This is a genomic window from Sphingomonas sp. Ant20 (assembly GCF_000783375.1).
Lineage (GTDB): Bacteria > Pseudomonadota > Alphaproteobacteria > Sphingomonadales > Sphingomonadaceae > Sphingomonas > Sphingomonas aerolata.
The window spans coordinates 13,056-35,468 of the sequence record NZ_JRVI01000065.1 but is presented as its reverse complement, the minus strand read 5'-3'; the positions used below and the strand labels follow the sequence as shown (position 1 = coordinate 35,468).

Annotated in this window: 20 protein-coding genes, 1 tRNA gene and 3 pseudogenes; 8 read left to right on the top strand and 16 right to left on the bottom strand. The window is 65.9% G+C overall.

The window, feature by feature from the left end; translation table 11 throughout:
* Positions 1 to 11: 11 nt before the first annotated feature.
* The 5 genes and pseudogenes from NI18_RS26940 to NI18_RS10705 all read right to left on the bottom strand — a co-directional run bounded on the left by NI18_RS26940 (position 12) and on the right by NI18_RS10705 (position 4,478).
* Positions 12 to 395 (bottom strand): alanine racemase C-terminal domain-containing protein, encoded by a 384-nt coding sequence (locus NI18_RS26940; RefSeq protein WP_306286363.1) that lies wholly within the window; start codon positions 393 to 395, stop codon positions 12 to 14.
* A gap of 42 nt (positions 396 to 437) precedes the next feature.
* A pseudogene (locus NI18_RS26935) lies at positions 438 to 1,064 on the bottom strand (alanine racemase); the annotation flags it as partial.
* 79 nt (positions 1,065 to 1,143) lie between these two features.
* Positions 1,144 to 1,629 (bottom strand): TonB-dependent receptor, encoded by a 486-nt coding sequence (locus NI18_RS27975; protein WP_347574841.1) that lies wholly within the window; start codon positions 1,627 to 1,629, stop codon positions 1,144 to 1,146.
* Between the two features lie 23 nt (positions 1,630 to 1,652).
* Positions 1,653 to 3,212, bottom strand: coding sequence for a TonB-dependent receptor (locus NI18_RS10710; protein ID WP_347574839.1), 1,560 nt, complete (start codon positions 3,210 to 3,212; stop codon positions 1,653 to 1,655).
* Between the two features lie 81 nt (positions 3,213 to 3,293).
* Entirely contained in the window at positions 3,294 to 4,478 is a 1,185-nt protein-coding gene (locus NI18_RS10705) for an acetyl-CoA C-acyltransferase (RefSeq protein ID WP_037529897.1), read from the bottom strand.
* Between the two features lie 336 nt (positions 4,479 to 4,814).
* On the opposite strand from NI18_RS10705, the gene NI18_RS26930 reads away from it, so the two are divergent.
* The 3 genes from NI18_RS26930 to NI18_RS26920 all read left to right on the top strand — a co-directional run bounded on the left by NI18_RS26930 (position 4,815) and on the right by NI18_RS26920 (position 6,011).
* On the top strand, positions 4,815 to 5,063 hold the full coding sequence (locus tag NI18_RS26930; protein ID WP_306286361.1) for a hypothetical protein: 249 nt from the start codon (positions 4,815 to 4,817) through the stop codon (positions 5,061 to 5,063).
* Positions 5,063 to 5,263 carry a hypothetical protein gene (locus NI18_RS26925; protein ID WP_306286360.1) on the top strand — a complete coding sequence of 67 codons (201 nt, stop codon included), beginning with the start codon at positions 5,063 to 5,065 and terminating at the stop codon, positions 5,261 to 5,263. Before NI18_RS26930 ends, NI18_RS26925 begins: the two co-directional genes overlap by 1 nt.
* Positions 5,264 to 5,549: 286 nt before the next feature.
* Positions 5,550 to 6,011 (top strand): TorF family putative porin, encoded by a 462-nt coding sequence (locus NI18_RS26920; protein WP_347574840.1) that lies wholly within the window; start codon positions 5,550 to 5,552, stop codon positions 6,009 to 6,011.
* Positions 6,012 to 6,199: 188 nt separating this feature from the next.
* Here the strand turns inward: NI18_RS26920 and NI18_RS10690 are convergent.
* Positions 6,200 to 6,274 (bottom strand) — tRNA-Val (locus NI18_RS10690).
* Positions 6,275 to 6,318: 44 nt separating this feature from the next.
* Positions 6,319 to 6,696 (bottom strand): response regulator, encoded by a 378-nt coding sequence (locus NI18_RS10685; protein ID WP_031394969.1) that lies wholly within the window; start codon positions 6,694 to 6,696, stop codon positions 6,319 to 6,321.
* 97 nt (positions 6,697 to 6,793) lie between these two features.
* Between NI18_RS10685 and NI18_RS10680 the strand changes: the two genes are divergently transcribed.
* On the top strand, positions 6,794 to 7,672 hold the full coding sequence (locus tag NI18_RS10680) for an N-formylglutamate amidohydrolase (RefSeq protein WP_037529902.1): 879 nt from the start codon (positions 6,794 to 6,796) through the stop codon (positions 7,670 to 7,672).
* Positions 7,673 to 7,977: 305 nt separating this feature from the next.
* Here NI18_RS10680 and NI18_RS10675 read toward each other — a convergent pair whose 3' ends face one another.
* Positions 7,978 to 8,745, bottom strand: coding sequence for a SapC family protein (locus tag NI18_RS10675; RefSeq protein WP_037529901.1), 768 nt, complete (start codon positions 8,743 to 8,745; stop codon positions 7,978 to 7,980).
* A gap of 64 nt (positions 8,746 to 8,809) precedes the next feature.
* Positions 8,810 to 10,257, bottom strand: a pseudogene (locus NI18_RS10670) (FAD-binding oxidoreductase).
* A gap of 290 nt (positions 10,258 to 10,547) precedes the next feature.
* On the opposite strand from NI18_RS10670, the gene NI18_RS24335 reads away from it, so the two are divergent.
* Complete coding sequence (locus tag NI18_RS24335) at positions 10,548 to 10,796, top strand: hypothetical protein (RefSeq protein WP_128082189.1); 249 nt, start codon at positions 10,548 to 10,550, stop codon at positions 10,794 to 10,796.
* Positions 10,797 to 10,926: 130 nt separating this feature from the next.
* On the top strand, positions 10,927 to 12,516 hold the full coding sequence (locus NI18_RS10660) for a DEAD/DEAH box helicase (protein ID WP_037529896.1): 1,590 nt from the start codon (positions 10,927 to 10,929) through the stop codon (positions 12,514 to 12,516).
* 210 nt (positions 12,517 to 12,726) lie between these two features.
* Here the strand turns inward: NI18_RS10660 and NI18_RS10655 are convergent, their stop codons facing one another.
* The 7 genes from NI18_RS10655 to NI18_RS10625 all read right to left on the bottom strand — a co-directional run bounded on the left by NI18_RS10655 (position 12,727) and on the right by NI18_RS10625 (position 19,498).
* Positions 12,727 to 13,344: a glutathione S-transferase family protein gene (locus tag NI18_RS10655; protein ID WP_031439982.1), complete on the bottom strand. Its 618-nt coding sequence runs from the start codon at positions 13,342 to 13,344 to the stop codon at positions 12,727 to 12,729.
* 117 nt (positions 13,345 to 13,461) lie between these two features.
* A complete protein-coding gene (locus NI18_RS10650; RefSeq protein ID WP_031439981.1) occupies positions 13,462 to 14,331 on the bottom strand; it encodes a dienelactone hydrolase family protein in 870 nt (289 codons plus the stop codon).
* 35 nt (positions 14,332 to 14,366) lie between these two features.
* Positions 14,367 to 15,488, bottom strand: a complete 1,122-nt coding sequence (locus NI18_RS10645) for an MBL fold metallo-hydrolase (RefSeq protein ID WP_081874196.1) — start codon at positions 15,486 to 15,488, stop codon at positions 14,367 to 14,369.
* Positions 15,489 to 15,608: 120 nt separating this feature from the next.
* A complete protein-coding gene (locus tag NI18_RS10640; RefSeq protein ID WP_081874195.1) occupies positions 15,609 to 16,286 on the bottom strand; it encodes a DUF1013 domain-containing protein in 678 nt (225 codons plus the stop codon).
* 111 nt (positions 16,287 to 16,397) lie between these two features.
* The gene (locus tag NI18_RS10635) at positions 16,398 to 17,432 is read right to left on the bottom strand and encodes a glycosyltransferase family 1 protein (RefSeq protein WP_031439978.1); all 1,035 of its coding nucleotides are present in this window, start codon (positions 17,430 to 17,432) and stop codon (positions 16,398 to 16,400) included.
* Between the two features lie 45 nt (positions 17,433 to 17,477).
* A complete protein-coding gene (locus NI18_RS10630; RefSeq protein ID WP_031439977.1) occupies positions 17,478 to 18,359 on the bottom strand; it encodes a UDP-2,3-diacylglucosamine diphosphatase in 882 nt (293 codons plus the stop codon).
* Positions 18,360 to 18,517: 158 nt separating this feature from the next.
* Positions 18,518 to 19,498 (bottom strand): NAD(P)H-quinone oxidoreductase, encoded by a 981-nt coding sequence (locus NI18_RS10625; protein ID WP_031394981.1) that lies wholly within the window; start codon positions 19,496 to 19,498, stop codon positions 18,518 to 18,520.
* Between the two features lie 118 nt (positions 19,499 to 19,616).
* Here NI18_RS10625 and NI18_RS10620 point away from each other — a divergent pair, with 118 nt between their 5' ends.
* The gene (locus NI18_RS10620; protein ID WP_031394982.1) at positions 19,617 to 19,811 is read left to right on the top strand and encodes a DUF1192 domain-containing protein; all 195 of its coding nucleotides are present in this window, start codon (positions 19,617 to 19,619) and stop codon (positions 19,809 to 19,811) included.
* Between the two features lie 143 nt (positions 19,812 to 19,954).
* Positions 19,955 to 22,274, top strand: a pseudogene (gene clpA, locus NI18_RS10615) (ATP-dependent Clp protease ATP-binding subunit ClpA).
* Positions 22,275 to 22,413: the final 139 nt, after the last annotated feature.

Below are 22,413 nucleotides of genomic sequence, written 5' to 3'. Positions count from 1 at the left end.
CGCGCGGGGCGTCACGCAGATATACGCGGCGCGTCCCAAACGCGCTGGAACCTGGTGCCCATCGCGGTCAGCAGTTCATATTGCGACATTCCCGACACGACGGCCGCATCCGGCAAGGCTGGGTCAAAGGCGATCCAGTCCCCCTCGCTAGCAGTCGCCGAGGTCACGTCGATCGCGACGAGATCCATCGAGACCCGGCCGATCACTGCGAGCCGGTCCTGGCCATGCCATGCGGTGCCGCAATTGGAAAATCCCCGGAAATACCCGTCGGCATATCCAAGATTGACAACCGCGACATCGGTGTCGGCCTTCGCGGTCCATGTCGCATTATACCCGACCGCGTCGCCTGCGCGCACCCGCCGGACCTGCAGGATCTCCGCCTCGGGATAAACCACCGGCGTGATCACTTCGCCCAGTTCCCCTCGCGGCACCCCGCCATACACCGCCAATCCCGGCCGTGTCAGATCAAACGCATAATCGTGCCCCAGCGCGATCCCTGCGGAATTGGCGAGACTCATCCGCCGCGCGCCCGTCATGCCCTGCAACGCCGCGAACCGATCGCGCTGCAGCGCGTTCATCGCCGCGTCCTCATCGGCGCAGGCGAGATGGCTCATCAGCGTCTCGATCGTCAGTCCGTCGAGCAGTCCGTCGGCGATATCCTGCGCGGACACGCCGAGGCGGTTCATCCCCGTGTCGACCATGACGTCGCACGCGCCCCCGCCCCCCGGCCTTCCAGCGCGCGACCTGTGCGGGCGTGTTCAGCACCGGACGCCCGACCCCGGCGCGGGCAGCCGCCATGTCTTCGTCACGGACGCGTGCAGGACGGACACCGCGAGGCCGAGCGGTGCCAGCTCGACCGCCTCGCGCCAGTTGGAGACGAAGAAGTCGCGACACCCCGCCCCCGCGAGACGCTGCGCGACCTCGACCGCGCCCAGACCATAGCCGTTCGCCTTGACCGCCGCCCCACACGCGGCGCGGCCACTCATGCGGTCGAGCGTCTGCCAGTTGCGGACAAGAGCGTCGCCGTCGAGGCGCAGGCGGAGCGGGGCGGGAATATCGATCACCCGCGCGGGATAGAGCGCTCGCGCGGCATCGTCGATGACCTTCCCGTCTCCCCGCCCTCGCCCGGCCCCGATCCGTCCGTTACCGCATGGCGTAGCGCAGCCCGATCCAGAGCGTGCGCGGCGTTGCACGCTCGACAATCGTACCGCTGCTGATCCCCGCCTCGACCGTTTCATCGAACAGGTTTTCCGCGCGCGCCTCGACGACCAGCGCGCGGGTAATCGGATAGGCCGCATAGGCGTCGAGCGTGGTCGCGGGATCGAGGCTGCGGCTGTTCTGATCGTCGTCGAACTGGCGCGCGACATGGCGCACCGTCAGCGATGCGGCGGCGGCATCGCGTCGCCAGTCGATCGTCGCCGATACCTGGTCGCGCGGCGTCTGGGCCGGACGCAGCCCGTCGAGCGCGATCGCGGCGGCCGAGGCGTCCACGGTCGAATTGACGTGCGACCACGAGGCCTGGACGCCGACCGGGCCGGGGCGATACGCGGCATCGATCTCGAACCCATGCGCGCGGATCGCGTCGAGGTTGCGGCGGACGCGCGACGCGCTGGTGGCGGTCGACGACAGCGTGACGTTGGCGATCGCGTCCTTCAGCCTGTTGTAGAAATAGGTCGCGGCGATGCTGACCCCCGGCGCGGGCGCAGCGTGACCCCACCCTCGACCCCGGTCAGCCGCTCTGGCGACAGCAGCGCATTGGCCGCGGTCGTGTCGTTGCCGACGCGGAACGGGCGATAGAGTTCGTTGAGCGTCGGCAGCCGCCAACCGCGATAGCCCGCGACGCGGAACGTAACCGCGTCGACGGGACGATAGGCGATCCCCGCGCGGCCCGTCGTTTCGGTGCCCTCCCGATCGGCAGAGCGCAGGTCGGTGACCGGCAGCCCCCCGGCAAGCGGTCGTTCCGACAGATACCCCTGGTCGATCGTCCAGCGGTCGATCCGCCCGCCAAGGCTGAACGTCACATCGCCCGCGACGAGGCTGCCGTCCGCGAACAGCCCCGACGTGGTCGAGCTGCCGCCCGCCTCGCGTCGCCGGGTCGGATTGCCGCCGGCAAAAAAGAACAGCTCCTGCGTCTTGCCGCTCACGTCGCGAATGTCCGCACCGAGCCGCAGCGTGATCGCCTCACCAAGCGGCGGCAGGAGTTCGAACCGCGCACCGAGCCCCGTCGCGGGCGTATTATACTGGTCGAGCGACTGGGTGGTCGTGCTGCGTGCCGCGTTGATGCTGCCGAAGCTCGAGGCAAAGGCGCGGGTCTGAAGATAACCGAGCAGCGAATAGCCCCAGCGTCCCCGCCCGACCAGTCGCAGGCTGGCATCCGCGCCCTCGCTGCGATTGGCGGTGAAATCGCTGCCGCGGTCGCGCGTGTCGGTGAAGGCGCTCGCGTTCAGCTGCAGCTCGGTGGTCGCGTCGACGGCGATCACCGTGCGCACGGCGCCCGACGCCTGTTCATACGGCGCCGGGCGATCGACCGCGCCGCGCGACCCCGCGACCGTCGGCGTGAAGCCGTCGCCGCGCGTATAAGCGCCCGACACGACCGCGAAACCGCCGTCGCGGACCAGCGCCGCGGAGGCCTGCGCGTCGACCGAATCGCGGCTGCCATAGGCGATGCCCGCCTGGAACGGGGTCAGCTGGCCAGGACTGGCGCTTTCGAGCTCGACGGTGCCGGCAAGTGCGCCCGGCCCCTGATAGCCGCTGCCGCCGCCACGCGTGACGCGGATCCGGCCGAGCCGGCCCGTCGCATAGGCGGGAAACGCGACCCAGCCGCCGAACGGGTCAGCCTGTGGGACGCCGTCGAACAGCAGCAGCGCGCGGCTCGACGCATTGCCACCGATGCCGCGCAGCGAAATGCCCTGGCTGGTCGGGTTGGCGCTGCGTGAATCCGAGCGGCGGAACTGCTGCAGCCCCGCGACATCGGCGAGCACGGTTTCCAGCCGGTTGCTCGCGCTCGACTGGATGCGGTCGCGCTCGATCGTGACAATATCATAGGCCCGGTCACCTGGTGCATCCGCCAAGCCGCGGCCGGTGACGACGATCACCGGCGGCGTCTCGGCGACGGGCGATGGGGCGACGCTCTGCGCGATGCCTGGCGTCAGGAGCGCGAGCGGAAGGAGAAGGACGGCGGACAGGCGACGCGATCGCGCGATAATGGTCATCGCGGGCTCATGCCAGCATTGCACCGCCGGCGAAAAGCCTCTTTCGCCAAAGACCTGACGCCAGGGCAAAGGCGGGCTGCGTCAGACGAGTTCGACCGCGACCGCCGTTGCCTCGCCGCCACCAATGCACAACGCCGCCACGCCCTTGCGCAGACCGCGCGCCTTGAGTGCGGCAACCAGCGTGGCGATGATCCGCGCGCCGCTTGCACCGATCGGATGGCCGAGCGCGGTTGCGCCGCCATTGACGTTCAGCCGGTCACGCGGGATTGCGAGGTCGCGCATCGCGATCATCGCCACCGTCGCGAACGCCTCGTTCACCTCGAACAGGTCGACGTCCCCGACCGACCAGCCCGCGCGGTCAAGCACCTTGCGGATCGCCGAGACGGGTGCGGTCGTGAACTGCGCGGGGGCGTGCGCATGCGCGGCGGTCGCGACGATCCGCGCCTCCTGCGCCAGCCCCAGCCGCGCGGCGACGCTCGCCCGCGTCAGGACCAGCGCCGCGGCACCGTCCGAGATCGACGCCGAGGTCGCCGCGGTGATCGTGCCGTCCTTGGCAAAGGCGGGGCGCAGGCCCGAGATCTTCTCGGGCTTTGCCTTGCCCGGCTGCTCGTCCTCGACGACCGCGACGTCACCGCCGCGCGTCTTGACCGTCACCGGCACGACCTCGTCGCGGAAATGCCCCCCGGTGACCGCCGCACTCGCCCGCGCGAGGCTTTCGAGCGCGAACGCGTCCTGATCCGCCCGCGTGAACTGATAGGCCCCCGCCGTGTCCTCGGCGAACGCGCCCATCGGCTTGCCCTTTTCATAGGCATCCTCGAGACCGTCCAGCATCATCGAATCGGAGACGACGTCATGGCCGATCCGCGCGCCGCCGCGATGCTTGGCGAGCAGGAAGGGCGCATTCGTCATGCTCTCCATTCCGCCCGCGACCACCACGTCGACGGTCCCGGCGGCAAGTGCCTCGAACCCCATGATCGCGGCCTGCATTCCGGATCCGCACATCTTGTTGATCGTGGTGGCCTCGACCGAGTCGGGCAGCCCCGCGCCGAGCGCCGCCTGCCGCGCGGGCGCTTGTCCTAGCCCGGCGGGCAGGACGCAGCCCATATAGATGCGGTCGATCACCGCCGGGTCGACGCGTGCGCGCTCGACCGCCGCCTTGACCGCGGTCGCGCCGAGTTCGGTCGCGGTGACCCCTGACAGGGCCCCCTGGAATCCACCCATCGGCGTACGGGCATAGCTGGCGATGATGATCGGATCGTCGGTCATGGTGATCGTTCCTGTAAACGGCATGCGGCGTGCGCCAGTGGACCTGGGCCGGCGTTGCCGCGCACGGGCGCGGACCATACCGGATCATCCAAAGTCGCTGCAACCGACGCTCTGAGCGCCCTGCCATACCCGCCGCAAATGGCGTGTCAACACCACCGCGCCGCCGTGGCGCGCTGCCCCGAATTGCCGGACGCAGCACGTCGCACCCCCGGCCCGACGCGGTACCCGCGCAACGAACCGCCAGACGCGCGCGTTCACAGGCCATGGTCAATCGACCGTGCCCAGACTTGGAAGCGTCACCGGCCAGCATAAGCCGGGACCTGAAAGGAGACGAACATGACCCATATGTTGCTCGCCGGCCTCGCGCTCGCGACCGCCGCCACCATGGCCGCACCGACCATCGAACACACCACGCGGGTCGATCATCACAGCGGCCCCGTGGAGGTCCGTTATCGCGGCGCGGTCGTCGTCGAACACCGCCAGATCGGCGCGGTCGCACCAGCCGGACAATCCTCGACGCTGCGTTGTGCCTGGACCGCCAACATGATCGTCGACCGCCATGCCAAGCGTCGTCGGGAACGCTGATGACGCGCAACTTCGCACGCGATGGCGTAGCGGCGGGCCACCAGCCGGGATGGTGCAGCAGCAGCCGCGCCGCGATCGCACGCGAGGTCGCCGCGAAGACGCGCGACCTGCATCACGACGTGACCGCCATGGCGCAAGAAGACCATGACGTACTCCGCGCCGAACTTGATCAGATCCACGGAGCGTTGGCCGCAGGATGACGCGCCCCTTCACGCACACACTCGCGCTGACCCTGTGCAGCACGGGCAGCCTTTCTCCCAACGTCCGTGCGGGCACAGGTCGCGCCCTCCGGCGGGATCGAGGTCGCCACCGACGAGGCACGCCGCGGGCTCAGTTGGAGCGAGGGCCGCGCGGTGTTGTCCGCGGATGCGGCGGCCTCGCTCGGCAGGATCGACGCGACAGCGCGCGTGACGACGCTCCGCAACGCCGACCGCCACGCGGGCGCCGACGCGGTCGTCGACGTCATGCTGGCGACGGGGGTGGGATCTGGGCGCGGTCACGCTCCGGACGTCCGCGACCGGGCATCTGTTCGCCGGCGCGCGCACCGGGATGGACTATGCCGAGATCGGCGCGTCCGCGCGGTACAGCTATGGTCCCGCCCGTCTGGTCGGCGGGATCGAGTTCGCCCCGTCGCAGGATGCGCTGGGGGGCAGCAACGTCTATCTTTATGCGAATGCCGATGCCGGGATCCCCGGGACGCCCTACACGCTGCTCGCAGGTATCGGGCACTCCTCGGGCACCACGACGGATCCGCTGCGCATACAGCGGCTGCGTCCCGGTGGCAGCTATACCGATTGGCGATTGGGCGTGGAACGCCAGCAGGGGCCGCTGACGCTCGGGGTCGATTATATCGGCACCGACATCGCACGCGCCGATGCGACCGGCCCGTTTGCGGATGCGCGACACAGCGGCGACCGTATCGTCGCCCGCGCGCGGCTGGGCTTCTGATCCCGCAGGAGCGCAGTGATCCGCGCTCCCGAGTCCGGCCCCCTTAAAGGGCCGTGCTCACGAAGATCCAGAAATGACATGATGGGGTTTGGGAAGCCCGGAAGTCCCTGAGGACATCCTCTGCTTCGAATTATCCCTACCCGGCTTTCTGTCTGCAAAGACGAGAAAGACGGGTAGGGTCAATTCCATGGTGGGCGTGGCAAGGATTGAACTTGCGACCCCTGCGATGTCAACACAGTGCTCTACCACTGAGCTACACGCCCGCCGGAGCGCTCCACTAGCCGCGCTTATCGCGGGGCGCAAGCGCTCAATTGAAGCTTGTTGCATTATCCATCTCGAACAGCCGATCGACCTCGGCCACGAGGTCGCGGAGATGGAAGGGTTTGGACAGCACGCGCGCCTGCGGCATCGTCTTGCCCGCCTTCAGCGTGACCGCCGCAAAGCCGGTGATGAACATGACGCGGAGGTTCTTGCAGAGCTCGCCGGCACGCTGCGCCAGCTCGATGCCGTCCATCTCGGGCATCACGATATCGGTCAGCAGCAGGTCGAACGTCTCGGTCTCGAGCAGCGGAATCGCCGCGGTGCCACGGTCGACCGCGGTCACCGCATACCCCGATCGCTGCAAGGCGCGGGTAAGATATTCGCGCATGACCTGATCATCCTCGGCCAGCAGGATTCGCAACATCGATATATTCCCGTGATTTAGCGGTCCGTTACTCCATAAGCAGTTAAGATTTCCAGATCGTTTGCCCGTTCATGCAATGCGCCCTACGCTTTTCCGCATGCAGTCTCCTTCGTTCACGCGCTTCGGCGACCTGCCGCCTGCCAGCCCGGTGGTGATGTCGGTACCGCATGCCGGTCGCGACTATCCGCCCGCCTTGCGCGAGGCGTTACGCGTCCCGTTCGACACCGTCGTGGCGCTCGAGGACCGTCATATCGACATCGTTGCCACCCGGGCACGGACGGTCGAGACGATGATCGTGCAGACCCGGGCACGCGCCTGGATCGACCTGAACCGCAGCGAGGCCGAACGCGATCCCCGCGTGGACGAGGGGGCGAACCCGATGGCGCAGCCTCAACCCTCCGCCAAGCTGCGAAGCGGCCTCGGCCTGGTGCCGCGTCGGGCAGCCGCCGCGCCCGACCTCTGGCGGCGCCGGTTTACAGACGCGGACATCTCCAGCCGGATCGCCAACGACCACCGCCCCTATCATGACGCGGTGCGCGACGCGTTGGCCGCAGCGCAGGCGCGGTTCGGGATCGCGATCCTCCTCGACGTCCATTCGATGCCGCCGCTCTCGGCGGCGGGCGTACCGGGCGGCAGCCCGCCCCGGATCGTCCTGGGGGACCGTTTCGGCCGCAGCGCCGATCCGCGCTTCCTCGCCCGCCTCGAGACCGAGATCGCGGACACAGGCCTCCCCTTTGCCCGCAACGCGCCCTATGCCGGGGGGCATATCCTCGAACGACACGCGCGTCCCACCGCGGGGATCCACGCGATCCAGCTCGAATTCGATCGGTTGCTCTACTTGGATCGCCAGTTCGACGGGCTGGGCACCGGCGTGGATGCGACGGTGCGGCTGCTCAAGGCCCTTCTCACAGCCTTGACGAACGAGGCGCTGGCCATGGGCGCATCGGCCACCACCCGGGCCGCAGCGGCCGAATAAGGGCCAGCGCTAGCGACACCGATCACCCGCAGCGGGACCCCAGCTTGGCACATAAAAAAACCACCCCGTGCGCGAAGCACGAGGTGGCCAAGGTTCAGGGAGGAGGCACGCTAGAAGCGTGCCGTACGACGCCGCGAAAGGGGGGGACACGGTGCCGTACAGGTCTAAAATGGGCGAGCGGGATTTTGGTTCAACCCCGACGCGAAAAATTCTGCGCCGCAACGATCGCAGCTCGGGATCCCGGCGCGAGCGCGCGGTATCTGGTGCGCCGACCGACCGCGCTGCGATCGGTCGGCGCGGACGGATCAGCCGCCGAGCTGCGGCAGCGGCGTCTTGCCGAGCTGAACCTGGCGCGCAAAGATGTCGCGCATCAGCGCAAGTGAGAACAGGTGGGCGTACAGCAGCGGCAGCATGCCCGACTTGCTGATCTTGCGCAGCGCATCGCCGCGCAGGTCGATCAGCTTCTCCTCGTTGACCATCTGGAACCCGCGATAGACGAAGGGCTGCTCGGCACCGTCGGGCTGGATCGAGACTTCGCCGTCCATCAGCAGGCCGAGTTCGCGCAGCTCCTTCATGAAGTTCTGCGTGCGCGCGCCGGCCTGTTCGAACGATTCATTGAACGCCAGGATCGACTTGGTGACCTCGGTCGGCGCGCCATCCGCGAACAGCGCGTCGCCCTCGTCGAACGAACCGAGCGCATCGGAGGTCGGATCGAAGCAGAGCGACAGCTCCTGCGCATCGGGATGCAGCCGCGCGAGCATGTACGGATAGCGGCGGATATAGGCGGGAACGTAGAAGGTGTTCTCGGTCAGCTTGCCGTCGTCGCCGATGAAGACGTTGACGCCCTCGTTGAGGCCCATCAGCGCCAGCGGGATCGCATCGTCGCCGACCGAGAAGACGATCGGCATGTGACGCTGCACCAGCGGGAATTCGTCGACGGTGATCGGGATCGCATGCTGGCCGACGAGGAACGGCGCGCTCTCCTGCGGGCGGACCTTGTAATCGGCGTGCGTGTCGCTCGAAAGCGGCTCCAGGCCGTTGTAGAAGAGCGGAAGCTGCGGTGCGCTGGCCATCATGTATCTCCAGTGTTTCGTCAGAGGATCTGGGCGGCAGGACGCCGGCGATTGGCGCGAGGCTCTATGGCGTGACGCCTGCCCGTGCAAGCGTGACGAGCTTGCCGGGGTTCAGCAGCCCGTGCGGATCGAATGCGGTCTTCACCGCGCGCAGGATCGTCAGCCGTGCGGGCGACGACAACCGCTCCAGCTCGCCAATCTTCATCTGGCCGATCCCGTGCTCTGCGGAGATCGATCCTCCGGCCGCGACGACCAGATCGTCGACGAAGCGCGTCACGACCGGCGCATCCTCGGCATACCAGCGCGAGGGATCGGTGCCCTGCGGGGCGCGGACGTGAAAATGGACATTGCCGTCGCCCAGATGGCCGAACCCGCTGGCATGCGTACCGGGAAACCGCGCGTTGCAGGCCCGCGCGGCATCGATCATGAAGCGCGGCATCGTCTCGACCGGGACCGAGATGTCATGCTGGGTGGCGGGGCCGAGCGCACGTTCGGCCGCGGACAGGGAATCACGGATCCGCCAGAATGCCGCGGCCTGCGCCTCGCTGGCGGCGATCACGCATCCTCAGCCTGCCCTGCCTCCAGCGCGGCGCCCAGCAGCCGTTCGAGCAGCGCCGCGGGGGTTTCGCCGTCCATGGACGGTGCGGTTGCCTCGATCAGGACATGCCAGGCATGGTCGCCGTCGAGCGGCGCACGCGTTCCGGGGAGATGCGCGACCGCTGCCGCTAGCGTTTCACGCGGCAGGATCTCGAAGCTTTCGACACGGTCGGTCGCCGCCTGCAGGCCGCGCAGCAGCCGGAGCGCGCTGTCGGGTCCGGAGACCCCGACCCAGGCGACCGCGCGTGCGGCCACGGCTGGCACCAGCCGCAATGTGGCTGCGGTGACGATCGCCAGCGTTCCCTCGGATCCGACGAGCAGCTGATCGATGTCGTAGCCGCGATTGTCCTTCTTCAGCGCGGACAGGCCGTCATGGACGCTGCCGTCGAGCAGCACCGCCTCGACGCCTGCAACCAGCCCGCGCATCGTCCCGAACCGCAGCACCTGCGTGCCGCCGGCATTGGTCGAGACCAGGCCGCCGATCGTCGCGCTGCCGCGTGCGCCGAGCGTCAGCGGGAAGCGCTGGCCGACCGCCTGCGCAGCGTCGTCGAGATCGGCGAGGATAGCGCCTGCCTCCACCACCGCGAGGCCGGCCTCGGCATCGATCGACCGGATGCGGTTGAGACGGCGCAGCGACAGCAGGGCGGCACGGCCGTCGGCGGGCGGCGTTGCCCCTCCGACCATCGACGTGTTGCCGCCCTGCGGTACCAGCGGGACGCGGAACGCCAGCGCGGCCTGGGCGATCGCCGATACCTCGGCAACCGACGACGGGGCGAGCATCAGCGGGGCTGCACCATGGAACCGGCCGCGCCAGTCCTCGAGCCAGGGGGCGATATCTGTGGCATCGGTGACGATGGACTTGCGCTCGAGCTGCGGGGCAAGCGCGTCGAGCATCTGTATCTGTTCGGGCGTCATGACTGCGCCGCTAAGCGCAATTCACCTCCCGTTCAACGATCGCGGTTAACGCTGCTTAGCGACATCATGATTCACCCTGCGCTTCCCGCCTCCCTCCTCGCCCTCACCGCCCCCCTCGCGGCCGTGGCGAACCCCGCCGTGCCGACGCACGCGCGCGTCGAGATCACGCAGGTCTCGATCCACGAGCGGATCATCATCCGCGTCCCCCGCATGTTCAGGCGATCGGCCCAACCCGTCGGTAGCGCGCCCTTGTCGAAGCCGCGCGAGTGGAAGGAGCGCAAGGGGCCCAAATGCGTCGCCGTCGCGGAGATAGCGGGCGCTTTCTCGGCCAGCCGGGCTCGGTCGATCTCGTCATGCAGGACGGCACGCGGTTGCGCGCGAAGCTTGATGGCGACTGCAAACCACTCGACTATTATCCGGGCTTCTACCTGCGGCCGAGCGGTGACGGTCTGATATGTCGCGATCGCGACGCGATTCGCATGCGGTCCGGCGCGCGCTGCGAAATCGATGACTTCAAGACGCTGAAGCTCAAGCAATAGACAAGACCGTACGGGTGATGTGCGACTTTCGTCGTGCCGCCACCCGCTTTCCTTGACATTTTGCTGGAAATCCGCGAGCGGCGGGGCGCTTGAGGGAATAATGCGCGCCCTCCTTTTCCCGGACATATAAATGAGCTTTGCCGATCTCGGCCTTTCCGAAGAACTCCTGAAGGCGGTCACTGACGCCGGCTATACCGAGCCGACGCCGATCCAGGCCGGCGCGATCCCTTCGGTTCTGATGATGCGTGACATCATCGGCATCGCCCAGACGGGCACCGGCAAGACCGCGTCGTTCGTGCTGCCGATGATCGACATTCTTGCCCATGGCCGAAGCCGCGCCAGGATGCCGCGCTCGCTGATCCTTGAGCCGACCCGCGAACTGGCCGCGCAGGTTGCCGAAAACTTCGAGAAATACGGCGTCAATTTGCATCTCTCGATGGCGCTGCTTATCGGCGGCGTGTCGATGGGCGACCAGCTCGCCGCGCTCGAAAAGGGCGTCGACGTCCTGATCGCGACGCCGGGCCGGCTGATGGACCTGTTCGGCCGCGGCAAGATCATGCTCAACGGCTGTTCGCTGCTGGTCATCGACGAGGCGGACCGGATGCTCGACATGGGGTTCATCCCCGACATCGAGGAAATCTGCACCAAGCTGCCCAAGTCGCGCCAGACGCTGCTATTCTCGGCAACGATGCCGCCGCCGATCAAGAAGTTGGCGGACAAGTTTCTCTCGAACCCCAAGACGATCGAGGTCTCGCGCCCTGCATCGACCAACCTCAACATCAAGCAGTATCTGGTCCCGGTCGCCAGCCAGACCGCGAAACGCGAGACACTGCGCCGGATCCTAGCGCAGGACGAGGTCACCAACGCGATCATCTTCTGCAATCGCAAGACGACCGTGCGCGACCTCAACAAGGTGTTGAAGCAGGCGGGTTACAAATCCGGCGAAATCCATGGCGACATGGAGCAGCCCCAGCGCCTCGCCGAACTGGACCTGTTCAAGAACGGTGCGGTGACGATCCTCGTCGCCTCGGACGTCGCTGCGCGTGGTCTGGACATCAAGGGCGTGTCGACCGTCTTCAACTATGACGCGCCTTGGCATCCCGACGATTATGTCCACCGGATCGGCCGCACGGGCCGTGCGGGCGCGACGGGCACCGCTTATACCTTCGTCGCACCCGACGATTCCGAGAATATCCAGAATATCGAAAAGCTGACGGGCCAGACGATCGAGCGGCTCAAGCTGTCCGAGCCGAGAGCGCTGGCTCCGGCGGCTACCGCGCCGTCCGATAGCAATGAAGAGCTGCCACCGCGGCGCGAGCGGTCGCGGACGCGGCGGGTGCCGCGTGCCGATGTCGTTGCCCATGCCGTCGAGGACGAAGTGATGGCAGCTGCCGAAATCGCAGCGCCCATGGCCGCTGCCACGCCGAAACCATCGCGCTGGGCTCGGACGCCGATTGACGAACCGGTCCCAGCCGCACAGCCTGCGCTTCCCCGTGTTGCTCCGGCAATGCCCATCGCGCCGGTCGCGGAACGTCCTGCCGCGGCCCCGGTGCCGACAGTGCCGCCAGCACCGTCGACCGCCATGCCCGAGCAGGCACGCGAGCCAAAGGTCGATCCCGTGCGGGCCACCCGCCGCAGTACCGTGCCCGACGCGCCGGTTGACGGGTGGAACGGCCCCTTCCCCAGCTTCCTGAATGCCGTGATTGGCGGATACGAGTGATGCCGAGAGCTTAGCTTCAGGCTTGCCCACTATAGGAGCGATAGCGACACAAGCGCGCTTGCCGTTTTGATCGTTGATCCACGGAGCGATCGCCTTGGGAGTGCGGAGGTACGTGGCCGAGTCGACGAATGCCCGCGCTATGGGGTCACAGGCGCTGCCGGGGGTTGCGTCTGGGCCGCCTGATCGGGCATTCGACCTCATAGCGCAACCTCATGACGCCATCTTGGCCATAGCGTCATCATCCAGCGCTGCTGCCCGCCGATAGGCCGCGCGTCCGGTCAGGCGGGCGGCATAGGCCTCGAATGCTGCAAGCTTCGGCATCGTGCCGAACTGTAATCCCCATATGACCTGGGCACCCACATAGACATCGGCTGCCGTGAAGCGTTCGCCCGCGATATAGGGATGCGCCGCAACGGCATGCTCAAGTCCCGCGATCGCGGCCTCGAAACTTCCATAACCGACCATCCGCTGCTGCGTCTCGGTCGGGACCACGCCGAGCGATCGGTTGGTAATCGCGGCCTCCAGAGGCCCGGCCGCGTAAAATAGCCATCGATAATAGTCGGCCCGCTCGTCGGCCGTCGGCGCCAATTGCGCCTCGGGCACGGCGTCGGCCAGATAGGCGCAGATCGCGCCGCATTCGGTAACGACGTGGCCGTCATGGACGATAGCCGGCACCTTGCCCATCGGATTGACCGAAAGATACGGCGCCGCCTTCATCGTCGTCGCATAATCGAGCATTACCGTATCGTAAGCGACCCCGGTCTCCTCGAGCATCCAGCGAGCAATACGCCCCCGCGACATCGGATTCGAATACAGCGTCAACGTCATGGCCCGCCCCTCAAGAACATAGAGCGAACGATGGTCTCATGGCGATGCCGTCCCGTCAAGATGCGATCGCGGATCGCACCCAGCGGGTTGTGCCGTCGAACGAAGCGGCGATGTGTCCTACGCCAGCGCCGTGGCGAACAGCGCGAGCATACGGCCCCACGCACGGTCCGCCTGCACCGGATTATAGACCTTGCTGTCGGGCGGGCACCATCCGTGCATCGTTTCCGGATAGACCTCGATTTCCGCCGGACGCATTGCTGCCGCGAAGGCTGCCCGCAGCACATCCTTCTCGGTCGGCGCGCGCGCATCGTCGTTCGCCGCTATTGCGATCAGATAGCCGCCTTTTAATGCGGGGATCAGGCGGTGCGGGCTATCGGGTGTGTCGGTCACGAACCCACCGCCGTGAAACGTCGCCCCCGCACGAATGCGCCCCGAGACCGCAGCCGCAGTGCGGATCACCATCGGCCCACCCATGCAATAGCCGGTGGTCGCCAGACCACGCTTGTGATCCACCTGCGGTTGCGCATCCAGGAAGGCGGTGAAGGACTTGGCGTCACGGACCGTAGCCTCGGGCGTAAGCGCGTCACGAAAGGGTGCAATTCGCGCGCGGACGGCCGGCTGGTCGTAGGATTCACCGGGGCTAAGGAACGGTGCCTTGGTCGACCGATAGAATTGATTGACGACCAGGACGGCATAACCCGACTGCGCGAGCCGATCGGCCATCTGACGGAACGCCGGACGCAGGCCCATGATGTCTGGCCAGACAAGCACGCCCGGATAAGCCCCGGTGGCCGGCGCGACGAAATAGGCGTCAGCCTGACCATCGGGCGTCTTGATCGACACGTCGCGTCCGCTGATCGGCTTCGCATCGGCCGGCACGGGCAACAGCATCGCAAGACCTGCGGCCCCGGTCATCACGCCGAACTGGCGCCGCGACATGGCGGCGAGATAGTGTTCGTTATCGTCTGCGGTATGCTCGTCGCACATGGGGCCTCTCCTGCCGGCTTTGATCCGATGCTAGCTCACGTTGCGCGCCACCACCACACGCCATCGACACTGTCCCGAACGGCGCGACCCTCGACCTCGAGCCGACGCAGATGCGCGAGCGCTTCACCCGTCGCCATGCCGAGCAGATCGGGGCCGATTGCGCGCCGGAACAGCCGTCCGAAACACTCAACCGCACGACGCGGCTCGGCGAGAAAGGCAGCGAGTTCGTCGAGCCGTTCGCGGTGCTCACGATCCATCGCGCCAAGCCTGGTATGAAGACCAGTAAACGGATCGCCATGCCCCGGCAGGACCAGCAAATCTGCGGGCAATGTCTTGAGCCGGGCGATCGCGGCAAACCATTCGCCCAGCGGATCCGCATGCGGCTCGGTGATGCCCAAAGAGATATTCGGGCTGATACGGGGCAGAACCTGATCCCCGGCAATCAGGATGCCCGATGCTTCGTTGAGAAGGCATGCATGCTCTGGGCTGTGGCCCGACCCGATCACGACCTGCCAGTCATCGCGGCCTACCGTCAACACGTCACCGTCGGTGATCCGCGTGTAACCCAAGGGAAGCGGCGTGATGATCTTGCGGAATCCCGCCCACCCCTTCGCACTGGCATGCGCGATCTGCGTATTGTCCCAGCCCGCACCGCGCCAGAATGCCAGCATTTCGGCAGGAACGGCATCCCGGGCATCAGCGGCCAGCATTCGTGCGGTCAACCATTCGCCCCGGGTCATGACGAGGGCCGCGTCGTGCGCCTCGCACAGCCAACCAGCAAGGCCGATATGATCAGGATGAAAATGCGTGCCGATCACGCGGGTGATGCGGACGCCCGACTTCGGCCCTGCCAGGATTGCGGTCCACGCGTCGCGAGCTTCCGGCGTATTCATGCCCGTATCAACGAGCGCGTCGCCGTCGCCGTCGGCGAGCATCCAGCAGTTCACGTGGCGCAGCGGACCGGGAATTTTGAGGCGTACCCAGTCAACGCCGGGAGCGATGCGAAATACGTTACCGGGTTCGGGCTCGCGGTGGCCTAAGGGGTAGACCAGCCCCTTGTGTGTTAGCGGTTCATCCTGTGGAGCCGGCGGCGACGTCATGTGCCGCAGGTAGCAACCACCAGGCGCCAGAGATAGTCCCCGGGCCGACACGCGCATCAGCCATGCCGCATGCCCTCAACGCCCTGTGCCGCCGGCCATCCCCGCGCCGTCAGGACCGCAAACCTATCCGATAGCCCGTACCGCCCCCGCACCGCGCCACGCGGGGACCGGGAACGTTCAGCGCTTGAAGGGGTCGTCGAACAGCGGCTTGACCGGCAGGACACCGCCCTCTGCGACGAACTGCGCGTCCGCCGCTGCCTGCGTACGCTCGTTACGAAGCTGCTCGAGCAGCGCCTCACGATCACCTTCGAGACGCGTGTCGGTCGGTGCTTCCATACCTGCCGCCTTGGCGGCCTTGGCAACCGCGGCGTCGAGTTCGCGCTGCGACGTCAGGCCGAGCGTGACCGGATCCTTTGGCGTGATGTTGGCGATGTTCCAGTGGCTACGGTCACGGATCGCAGCGATCGTCGTGCGCGTCGTGCCGATCAGCAGCGAGATCGCGCCATCGGTGATCTCGGGATGATTACGGATAATCCAGGCAATGCCATCGGGCTTGTCCTGGCGCTTGGACACCGGCGTGTAACGCGGGCCCTTGGTCCGGCGGACCTGCTCGGGACCCTTGATCATCTTGAGCTGATAATCGGGATCGGCCGCGCCCTTGTCGATCTCGTCCTGCGTGACCTCATGCGCGCGGACGGGATCGCGCCCCGTCAGCTTGGTCGACGTGGTGTCGTCGGCGATCGCCTGGATCTCGAGAATGTGCAGACCGCAAAAGTCTGCGATCTGTTCGAAACTGAGCGCAGTATTGTCGACCATCCAGGCGGCGGTCGCATGGGGCATGAGCGGCTGGGCCACGGCGGAAACTCCGTAAAAATAGAAAGGGCCGCCCCTTTCGGAGCGGCCTGACATGACACACGGCTTAGTGCGCCCATGACTAACAGGCAAGCGCGCGATCGTCGCGTCGCATCATGCCGCCATGCGCGGTCGATCGAGTGGACGGGCAAGCGGAACAAGGGCACGCAGAAACTGGCGCGCACTTGCGGGCCAGCTGTACCGGGCAGCATAGGCGGCGCAGGCGACAGGATCGCGGGTCAGTGCCGCCGCGATCGCTTCGTCGAGATCCTCATGCATCACGCCAACGCGCGGGTCGAGTACGTCGATCGGGCCTGCGACGGGATAGGCTGCAACGGGAGTCCCGCACGCGAGCGCCTCGATCATGACCAGCCCGAAGGTGTCGGTCCGGCTGGGAAAGACGAGGACGTCCGCGGTACGATAGGCCGCCGCCAGCCCTTGTCCGTCACGCTGGCCAAGAAACACGGCATCGGGGAAGCGACGTGCAAGCGTGGCGCGCCCGGGTCCGTCGCCGACGACGACCTTCGTTCCCCGATGCGCGGACGACAGGAAGGCCTCGACATTCTTCTCGACGGCGACGCGCCCGACATAGAGCAGGATCGGGCCGGGCAGCGCCGCCATCTCCGGATCGCGGGCGCCGTCCAGCCCGAATTGTGCAAAATCGACGCCTCGCCCCCATTCGCGAACCTGATGCAGCCCCTGTGCGGTAAGTGTTGCCGCGACGGACGGCGTGGAGACCAGGATCGACTCGGCGGGACGATGGAACCAGCGAATATAGCGCCATATCCAGGCGGGGTTCGCGCCCGTCCGTGCCGCGATGTAATCGGGAAACTGGGTATGATAGGCGGTCGTGAACGGCAGATCTCGGGCCAGGCACCAGGCTCGTGCAGCGAGGCAGACCGGACCTTCCGTCGCGAGGTGTATCGCATCGGCGCCAAAGCTTTCGAGCAATCGTCCGACCGCGCCCGACCGTGCAAAGGCCAGCCGAATCTCGGGATAGGTCGGACACGGCATCGAGGCGAACTGCGCGGGGGATATGATCAGCACTTGATGACCCACCGCTTCGAGTTCCCGTCGGACGGACTGCAGGGTGCGAACCACGCCGTTGACTTGCGGGCTCCAGGCATCGGTGACGATCGCGATACGCATCGGGGTCTCCTTGGGTAATCGCGGCATGAGCCGAATTGACGTGGGTCAGGCGGCCAGCGTGACGACGTTGTCGATTTCGCGTGCGGCGATCTCGTCTGCCCAGTGAAGCAGTTCCATTCGCCCGTCGAAATGCTCGACAAGTGCCGTGCAGCCTTCGACCCAGTCGCCGTCGTTATAATAGGCAACGCCGGCAATATCGCGCATTTCCGCGGTATGGATGTGTCCACACACGACGCCGTCGACCCCCCGCACGCCGGCCGCGTGCGCGACGACTTCTTCGAAATGCGATATGAAGGCGACCGCGTTCTTGACCTTGGCCTTGGCGTGTTTCGAGAGCGACCAATAGGGCATGCCGAGGCGTCGGCGCGCGCCATTCACCCACCGGTTGAGCCCCATGAGCAATGTGTACGCCGCATCCCCAATATGCGCGACCCAGCGATGCGCCAGCGTGATAGCGTCGAACTCGTCACCGTGCAGAACCAGCAGGCGGCGGCCGTCGGCGGTCTCGTGGATCGCCTTGCGCCGGATCGAGATCCCACCGAAGTCGAGCCCCGAATATTGCCGGAACACCTCGTCATGGTTGCCCGGAATATAGACGACCCGCGTACCGCGCTTCGCGCGCTTGAGCAGCCGCCACAGCACGTCGTTATGCGCCGCCGGCCAGTAGAATTTCTTCTTCAATCGCCAGCCATCGATCATGTCGCCGACCAGGAACATCGTCTCGCTGTCGACATGGTCGAGAAAGTCGTTGAGCATCGCCGCGTTGCAGCCACGCGTGCCGAGATGGACGTCGGAAATCCAGATCGTGCGATATTGCCGCCGGTCGACCACGCGTTCGGGCACAACGGGTCGCGAATGGATGAAGTCCGCGATGTCCGCCACATCGGCTATCGGCAACGCGTCGGTTGGAAACGTGACGATGTCCATCGGCCTGCCCCGCAAATCTGTTCGTTGCGGTCCTGTCTAGCGGCGCAATATGACATGGCAGTCGCAGTCCGGTGACTATTCTAAGTCATCGGACGACGCACAGCCTCCGTCACGAATACAGAGGCGGCTCGGGGACAGCCTGGTCAGGCATGTCCGCGTCACGTCATGGACAGCACGATCTTCCCGACGTGATCGCCCGCCTCCATCCGCGCATGCGCCGCCGGGGCGTCGGCAAAGGCAAAGACGCGATCGATCACTGGCTTGAGCTTGCCGGCCTCGACATGCGGCCAGACCGTCCGTGCCAGTTCATCGGCCACGAGCGACTTGAACGCGGTATCACGCGGGCGCAGCGTCGATCCCGTCAAGGTCAGACGACGGCGCATGATCTCGAACAGCGGCACTGTCGCATTCGCCCCACCCTGAACCGCGATCGATACGTGCCGCCCGTCTTCGGCCAGACATTGCAGATTACGCGCGACATAGTCGCCACCCACCATATCGAGTACGGCCGCAACACCCTTGCCGCCGGTGATCTGCTTGACCCGTTCGACGAAGTCCTCGGTCTTGTAGTCGATCGCGTGCGTCGCGCCGAGGCTGAGCGCGGCTTGGCATTTCGCCTTCGAGCCCGCGGTGACGATGATGTCGATCCCGAAGATGGCACACAAGCCGATCGCCATCGTGCCGATCCCGCTCGTGCCGCCATGGACGAGTACCGTATCGCCTTCGGTCGCATAGGCACGCTCGAACAGGTTGGTCCACACCGTGAACAACGTCTCGGGCATCGCCGCGGCTTCGACCATCGTCAGCGCTTCGGGCACGGAGAGGCACTGGCCGAACGGCGCAACCGCATATTCGGCATAGGCACCGCCCGTGATCAACGCACAGACCCGCTGCCCGATCTGTTCCTCGCCGACCCCGTCGCCGACCGCGACGATCGTCCCGGCAATCTCCATGCCCAAGATCGACGGGGCACCGGGCGGCGGCGGATATTTACCCTGCCGTTGCATCACCTCGGGACGATTGACGCCCGCCGCCGCAACCTTGACGAGGACCTCGCCGGCTCCGGGATGCGGCACGGCGCGCTCCACAAGGACGAGCACTTCAGGGCCTCCCGGGGCTTCGGGATCGATTGCCTTCATGACGTCAGGGACGATGTAACGCGGAGTCACGGTTTTTGCAGTCATGTGATCGAGACGCCCCATTGGATTCCCGTGCCTTATTGACATCACTCCGGTGCGGGTCAACGTTACAGGCGCAATGGATCCGGATGACGCCCCCTCTCGTCCCGACGATTTCCTCGATGCGCTCGTGCGTCAGGACATCGACTCGCTCTCGGTCGCCGAGCTCGATGCGCGGATCACCGTGCTGCAAGGCGAGATTGCGCGCTGCCAGTTGAAAAAAGATCGAGCGATCAGCCACCGCGCCAGCGCCGACGACCTATTTAGACGGTGATGTCCTCGACCTCGTCTCGGCGGTCCGCATTTGGACGGTGCAGGAACGCAGGCCGGCGGGGTCAAGTGCTTGATGCGATCGATTACCGTTCCGACATAGTGCCAAAGGGCCTGCGTCTGCGTGGCCCGACAGGAGTAATGTAAATGCCGTCATTTGCACCCGCCCTCGAGACCACCCTGCACAAGGCACTCGAGGCTGCATCGTCCCGACGCCACGAATATGCGACGCTCGAGCATCTCTTGCTGGCGTTGATCGACGACGAGCACGGATCGAAGGTCATGGGCGCCTGCAACGTCGATCTGGGCGAACTGAAAACCACGGTCGCGCATTATCTCGACACCGAGCTCGATGCGCTCAAGGTCGATGCCGCGACCGATCCTTCGCCGACGAGCGGCTTCCAGCGCGTCGTCCAGCGCGCCATCCTTCATGTCCAGTCTTCGGGCCGCGACGAAGTGACGGGTGCCAATGTGCTCGTTGCCTTGTTTAGCGAGCGGGAAAGCTATGCCGTCTATTTCCTGCAACAGCAGGACATGAGCCGCCTCGATGCGGTCAGCTTCATCAGCCACGGCGTCGGCAAGGGCGGACAGCAGCCGACCGAAGCTTCGACGCCCAAGGGTGCCGACGACGAGAAGCCGACCAAGGGACAGGAGAAGGGCAAGACGGAAAGCGCGCTCAAACAATTCACGGTCGACCTGAATGAGAAAGCCAAGAACGGGAAGGTCGATCCCCTGATTGGGCGCGGGCCGGAGGTGGATCGCACGATCCAGATCCTGTGCCGCCGGTCGAAGAACAACCCGCTTTATGTCGGCGATCCCGGCGTCGGAAAAACCGCGATTGCGGAAGGCCTCGCGCGCAAGATCGTCGAGGGCGAGGTCCCCGACGTGCTCAAGCCGGCGGTAATCTATTCGCTCGACATGGGCGCATTGCTGGCAGGCACCCGGTATCGTGGTGATTTCGAGGAACGCCTGAAGGCAGTCGTCAACGAGTTGGAGAAGATGCCGGACGCGGTGTTGTTCATCGACGAGATCCACACAGTCATCGGTGCAGGCGCGACGAGCGGCGGTGCGATGGATGCGTCAAATCTGCTCAAGCCGGCGCTCTCGGGCGGCACGATCCGCTGCATCGGCTCAACGACGTACAAGGAATTCCGCAATCATTTCGAGAAGGATCGCGCCCTACTGCGGCGCTTCCAGAAGATTGATGTGAACGAGCCGACGATCGAGGACACGATCAAGATTCTGGCGGGCCTGCGCTCGGCGTTCGAGGATCACCACAACGTCAAATACACCCCCCGACGCGATCAAGTCGGCGGTGGAGCTCAGCGCGCGCTACATCAACGACCGCAAACTGCCCGACAAGGCGATCGACGTGATCGACGAGGTGGGTGCGATGCAGATGCTGGTGCCGCCGAACAAGCGCAAGAAGACGATCACCCCCAAGGAGATCGAACAGGTCATCGCGACCATGGCGCGCATCCCGCCGAAATCGGTTTCGACCGACGACAAGCTCGCGCTCGCCACGCTCGAAACAGATCTAAAGCGCGTGGTGTTCGGGCAGAATGCGGCGATCGAGAAGCTCAGTTCGGCGATCAAGCTGGCGCGAGCGGGTCTACGCGAGCCAGAGAAGCCGATCGGCAACTATCTGTTCACCGGCCCCACCGGCGTCGGCAAGACGGAGGTGGCCAAGCAGCTGTCTTCGATCCTGGGCATCCCGCTCCAGCGGTTCGACATGTCCGAATATATGGAGCGGCACTCGGTCAGCCGTCTGATCGGTGCGCCCCCGGGCTATGTCGGGTTCGATCAGGGTGGTCTGCTGACCGATGCGGTCGACCAAAATCCGCATTGCGTGCTGCTGCTCGACGAGATCGAGAAGGCGCATCCAGACCTGTTCAACATCCTGTTGCAGGTAATGGACAACGGGCGCCTTACCGACCAGCACGGCAAGTCGGTCGATTTCCGCAACGTCATCCTGATCATGACGACCAATGCGGGGGCCAGCGACATGGCGCGCGAGACGGTGGGCTTCGGTAACCTTACGCGTGAAGGCGAGGACGAACAGGCGGTGCAGAAGATGTTCACGCCGGAGTTCCGCAATCGCCTCGATGCGATCGTGCCGTTCGGCTATCTGCCGACGACTGTGGTCGCCCGGGTCGTGGACAAGTTCATTCTTCAGCTCGAGCTTCAGCTGGCGGACCGCGGCGTCCATATCCAGCTCGATGACGAGTCGAAGGCGTGGCTCACCGAGAAGGGCTATGACAAGCTCTACGGAGCGCGTCCGATGGGCCGTTTGATCCAGGAAAAGATCAAGCAGCCACTTGCCGAGGAGCTGCTGTTCGGGAAACTGGTCCATGGCGGCGAGGTGACGGTGAAGATGAAGGATGGTGCGCTATCGTTCGCGATTGAAAGTGCAGCGCCGAAAAAGCCCAAGAAGAAGGGGAAGGCTGAACCCGTCTCTGCGAAGTAGCAGCGAGACGGCGTCAAGCCGTGTTTATAAGACCCGGCGGCAGCGCTTGCCGCCGGGTTTTTTTGTGCCATAGCCAGCCACGTTTACCGTTCTTTGCCGAACGCGCTTTACGAGGCATGTCATGGGGATACGGGCATAT

What these genes read in the sequence shown, in the direction of transcription:
- NI18_RS10710 (WP_347574839.1), bottom strand. Translation starts at nt 3,212, where the DNA reads ATGACCATTATCGCGCGATCGCGTCGCCTGTCCGCCGTCCTTCTCCTT.
- NI18_RS10705 (WP_037529897.1), bottom strand. Translation starts at nt 4,478, where the DNA reads ATGACCGACGATCCGATCATCATCGCCAGCTATGCCCGTACGCCGATG.
- NI18_RS26930 (WP_306286361.1), top strand. Translation starts at nt 4,815, where the DNA reads ATGACCCATATGTTGCTCGCCGGCCTCGCGCTCGCGACCGCCGCCACC.
- NI18_RS26925 (WP_306286360.1), top strand. Translation starts at nt 5,063, where the DNA reads ATGACGCGCAACTTCGCACGCGATGGCGTAGCGGCGGGCCACCAGCCG.
- NI18_RS10685 (WP_031394969.1), bottom strand. Translation starts at nt 6,696, where the DNA reads ATGTTGCGAATCCTGCTGGCCGAGGATGATCAGGTCATGCGCGAATAT.
- NI18_RS10680 (WP_037529902.1), top strand. Translation starts at nt 6,794, where the DNA reads ATGCAGTCTCCTTCGTTCACGCGCTTCGGCGACCTGCCGCCTGCCAGC.
- NI18_RS10675 (WP_037529901.1), bottom strand. Translation starts at nt 8,745, where the DNA reads ATGGCCAGCGCACCGCAGCTTCCGCTCTTCTACAACGGCCTGGAGCCG.
- NI18_RS24335 (WP_128082189.1), top strand. Translation starts at nt 10,548, where the DNA reads ATGCGTCGCCGTCGCGGAGATAGCGGGCGCTTTCTCGGCCAGCCGGGC.
- NI18_RS10660 (WP_037529896.1), top strand. Translation starts at nt 10,927, where the DNA reads ATGAGCTTTGCCGATCTCGGCCTTTCCGAAGAACTCCTGAAGGCGGTC.
- NI18_RS10655 (WP_031439982.1), bottom strand. Translation starts at nt 13,344, where the DNA reads ATGACGTTGACGCTGTATTCGAATCCGATGTCGCGGGGGCGTATTGCT.
- NI18_RS10650 (WP_031439981.1), bottom strand. Translation starts at nt 14,331, where the DNA reads ATGTGCGACGAGCATACCGCAGACGATAACGAACACTATCTCGCCGCC.
- NI18_RS10645 (WP_081874196.1), bottom strand. Translation starts at nt 15,488, where the DNA reads ATGCGCGTGTCGGCCCGGGGACTATCTCTGGCGCCTGGTGGTTGCTAC.
- NI18_RS10635 (WP_031439978.1), bottom strand. Translation starts at nt 17,432, where the DNA reads ATGCGTATCGCGATCGTCACCGATGCCTGGAGCCCGCAAGTCAACGGC.
- NI18_RS10630 (WP_031439977.1), bottom strand. Translation starts at nt 18,359, where the DNA reads ATGGACATCGTCACGTTTCCAACCGACGCGTTGCCGATAGCCGATGTG.
- NI18_RS10625 (WP_031394981.1), bottom strand. Translation starts at nt 19,498, where the DNA reads ATGAAGGCAATCGATCCCGAAGCCCCGGGAGGCCCTGAAGTGCTCGTC.
- NI18_RS10620 (WP_031394982.1), top strand. Translation starts at nt 19,617, where the DNA reads ATGGATCCGGATGACGCCCCCTCTCGTCCCGACGATTTCCTCGATGCG.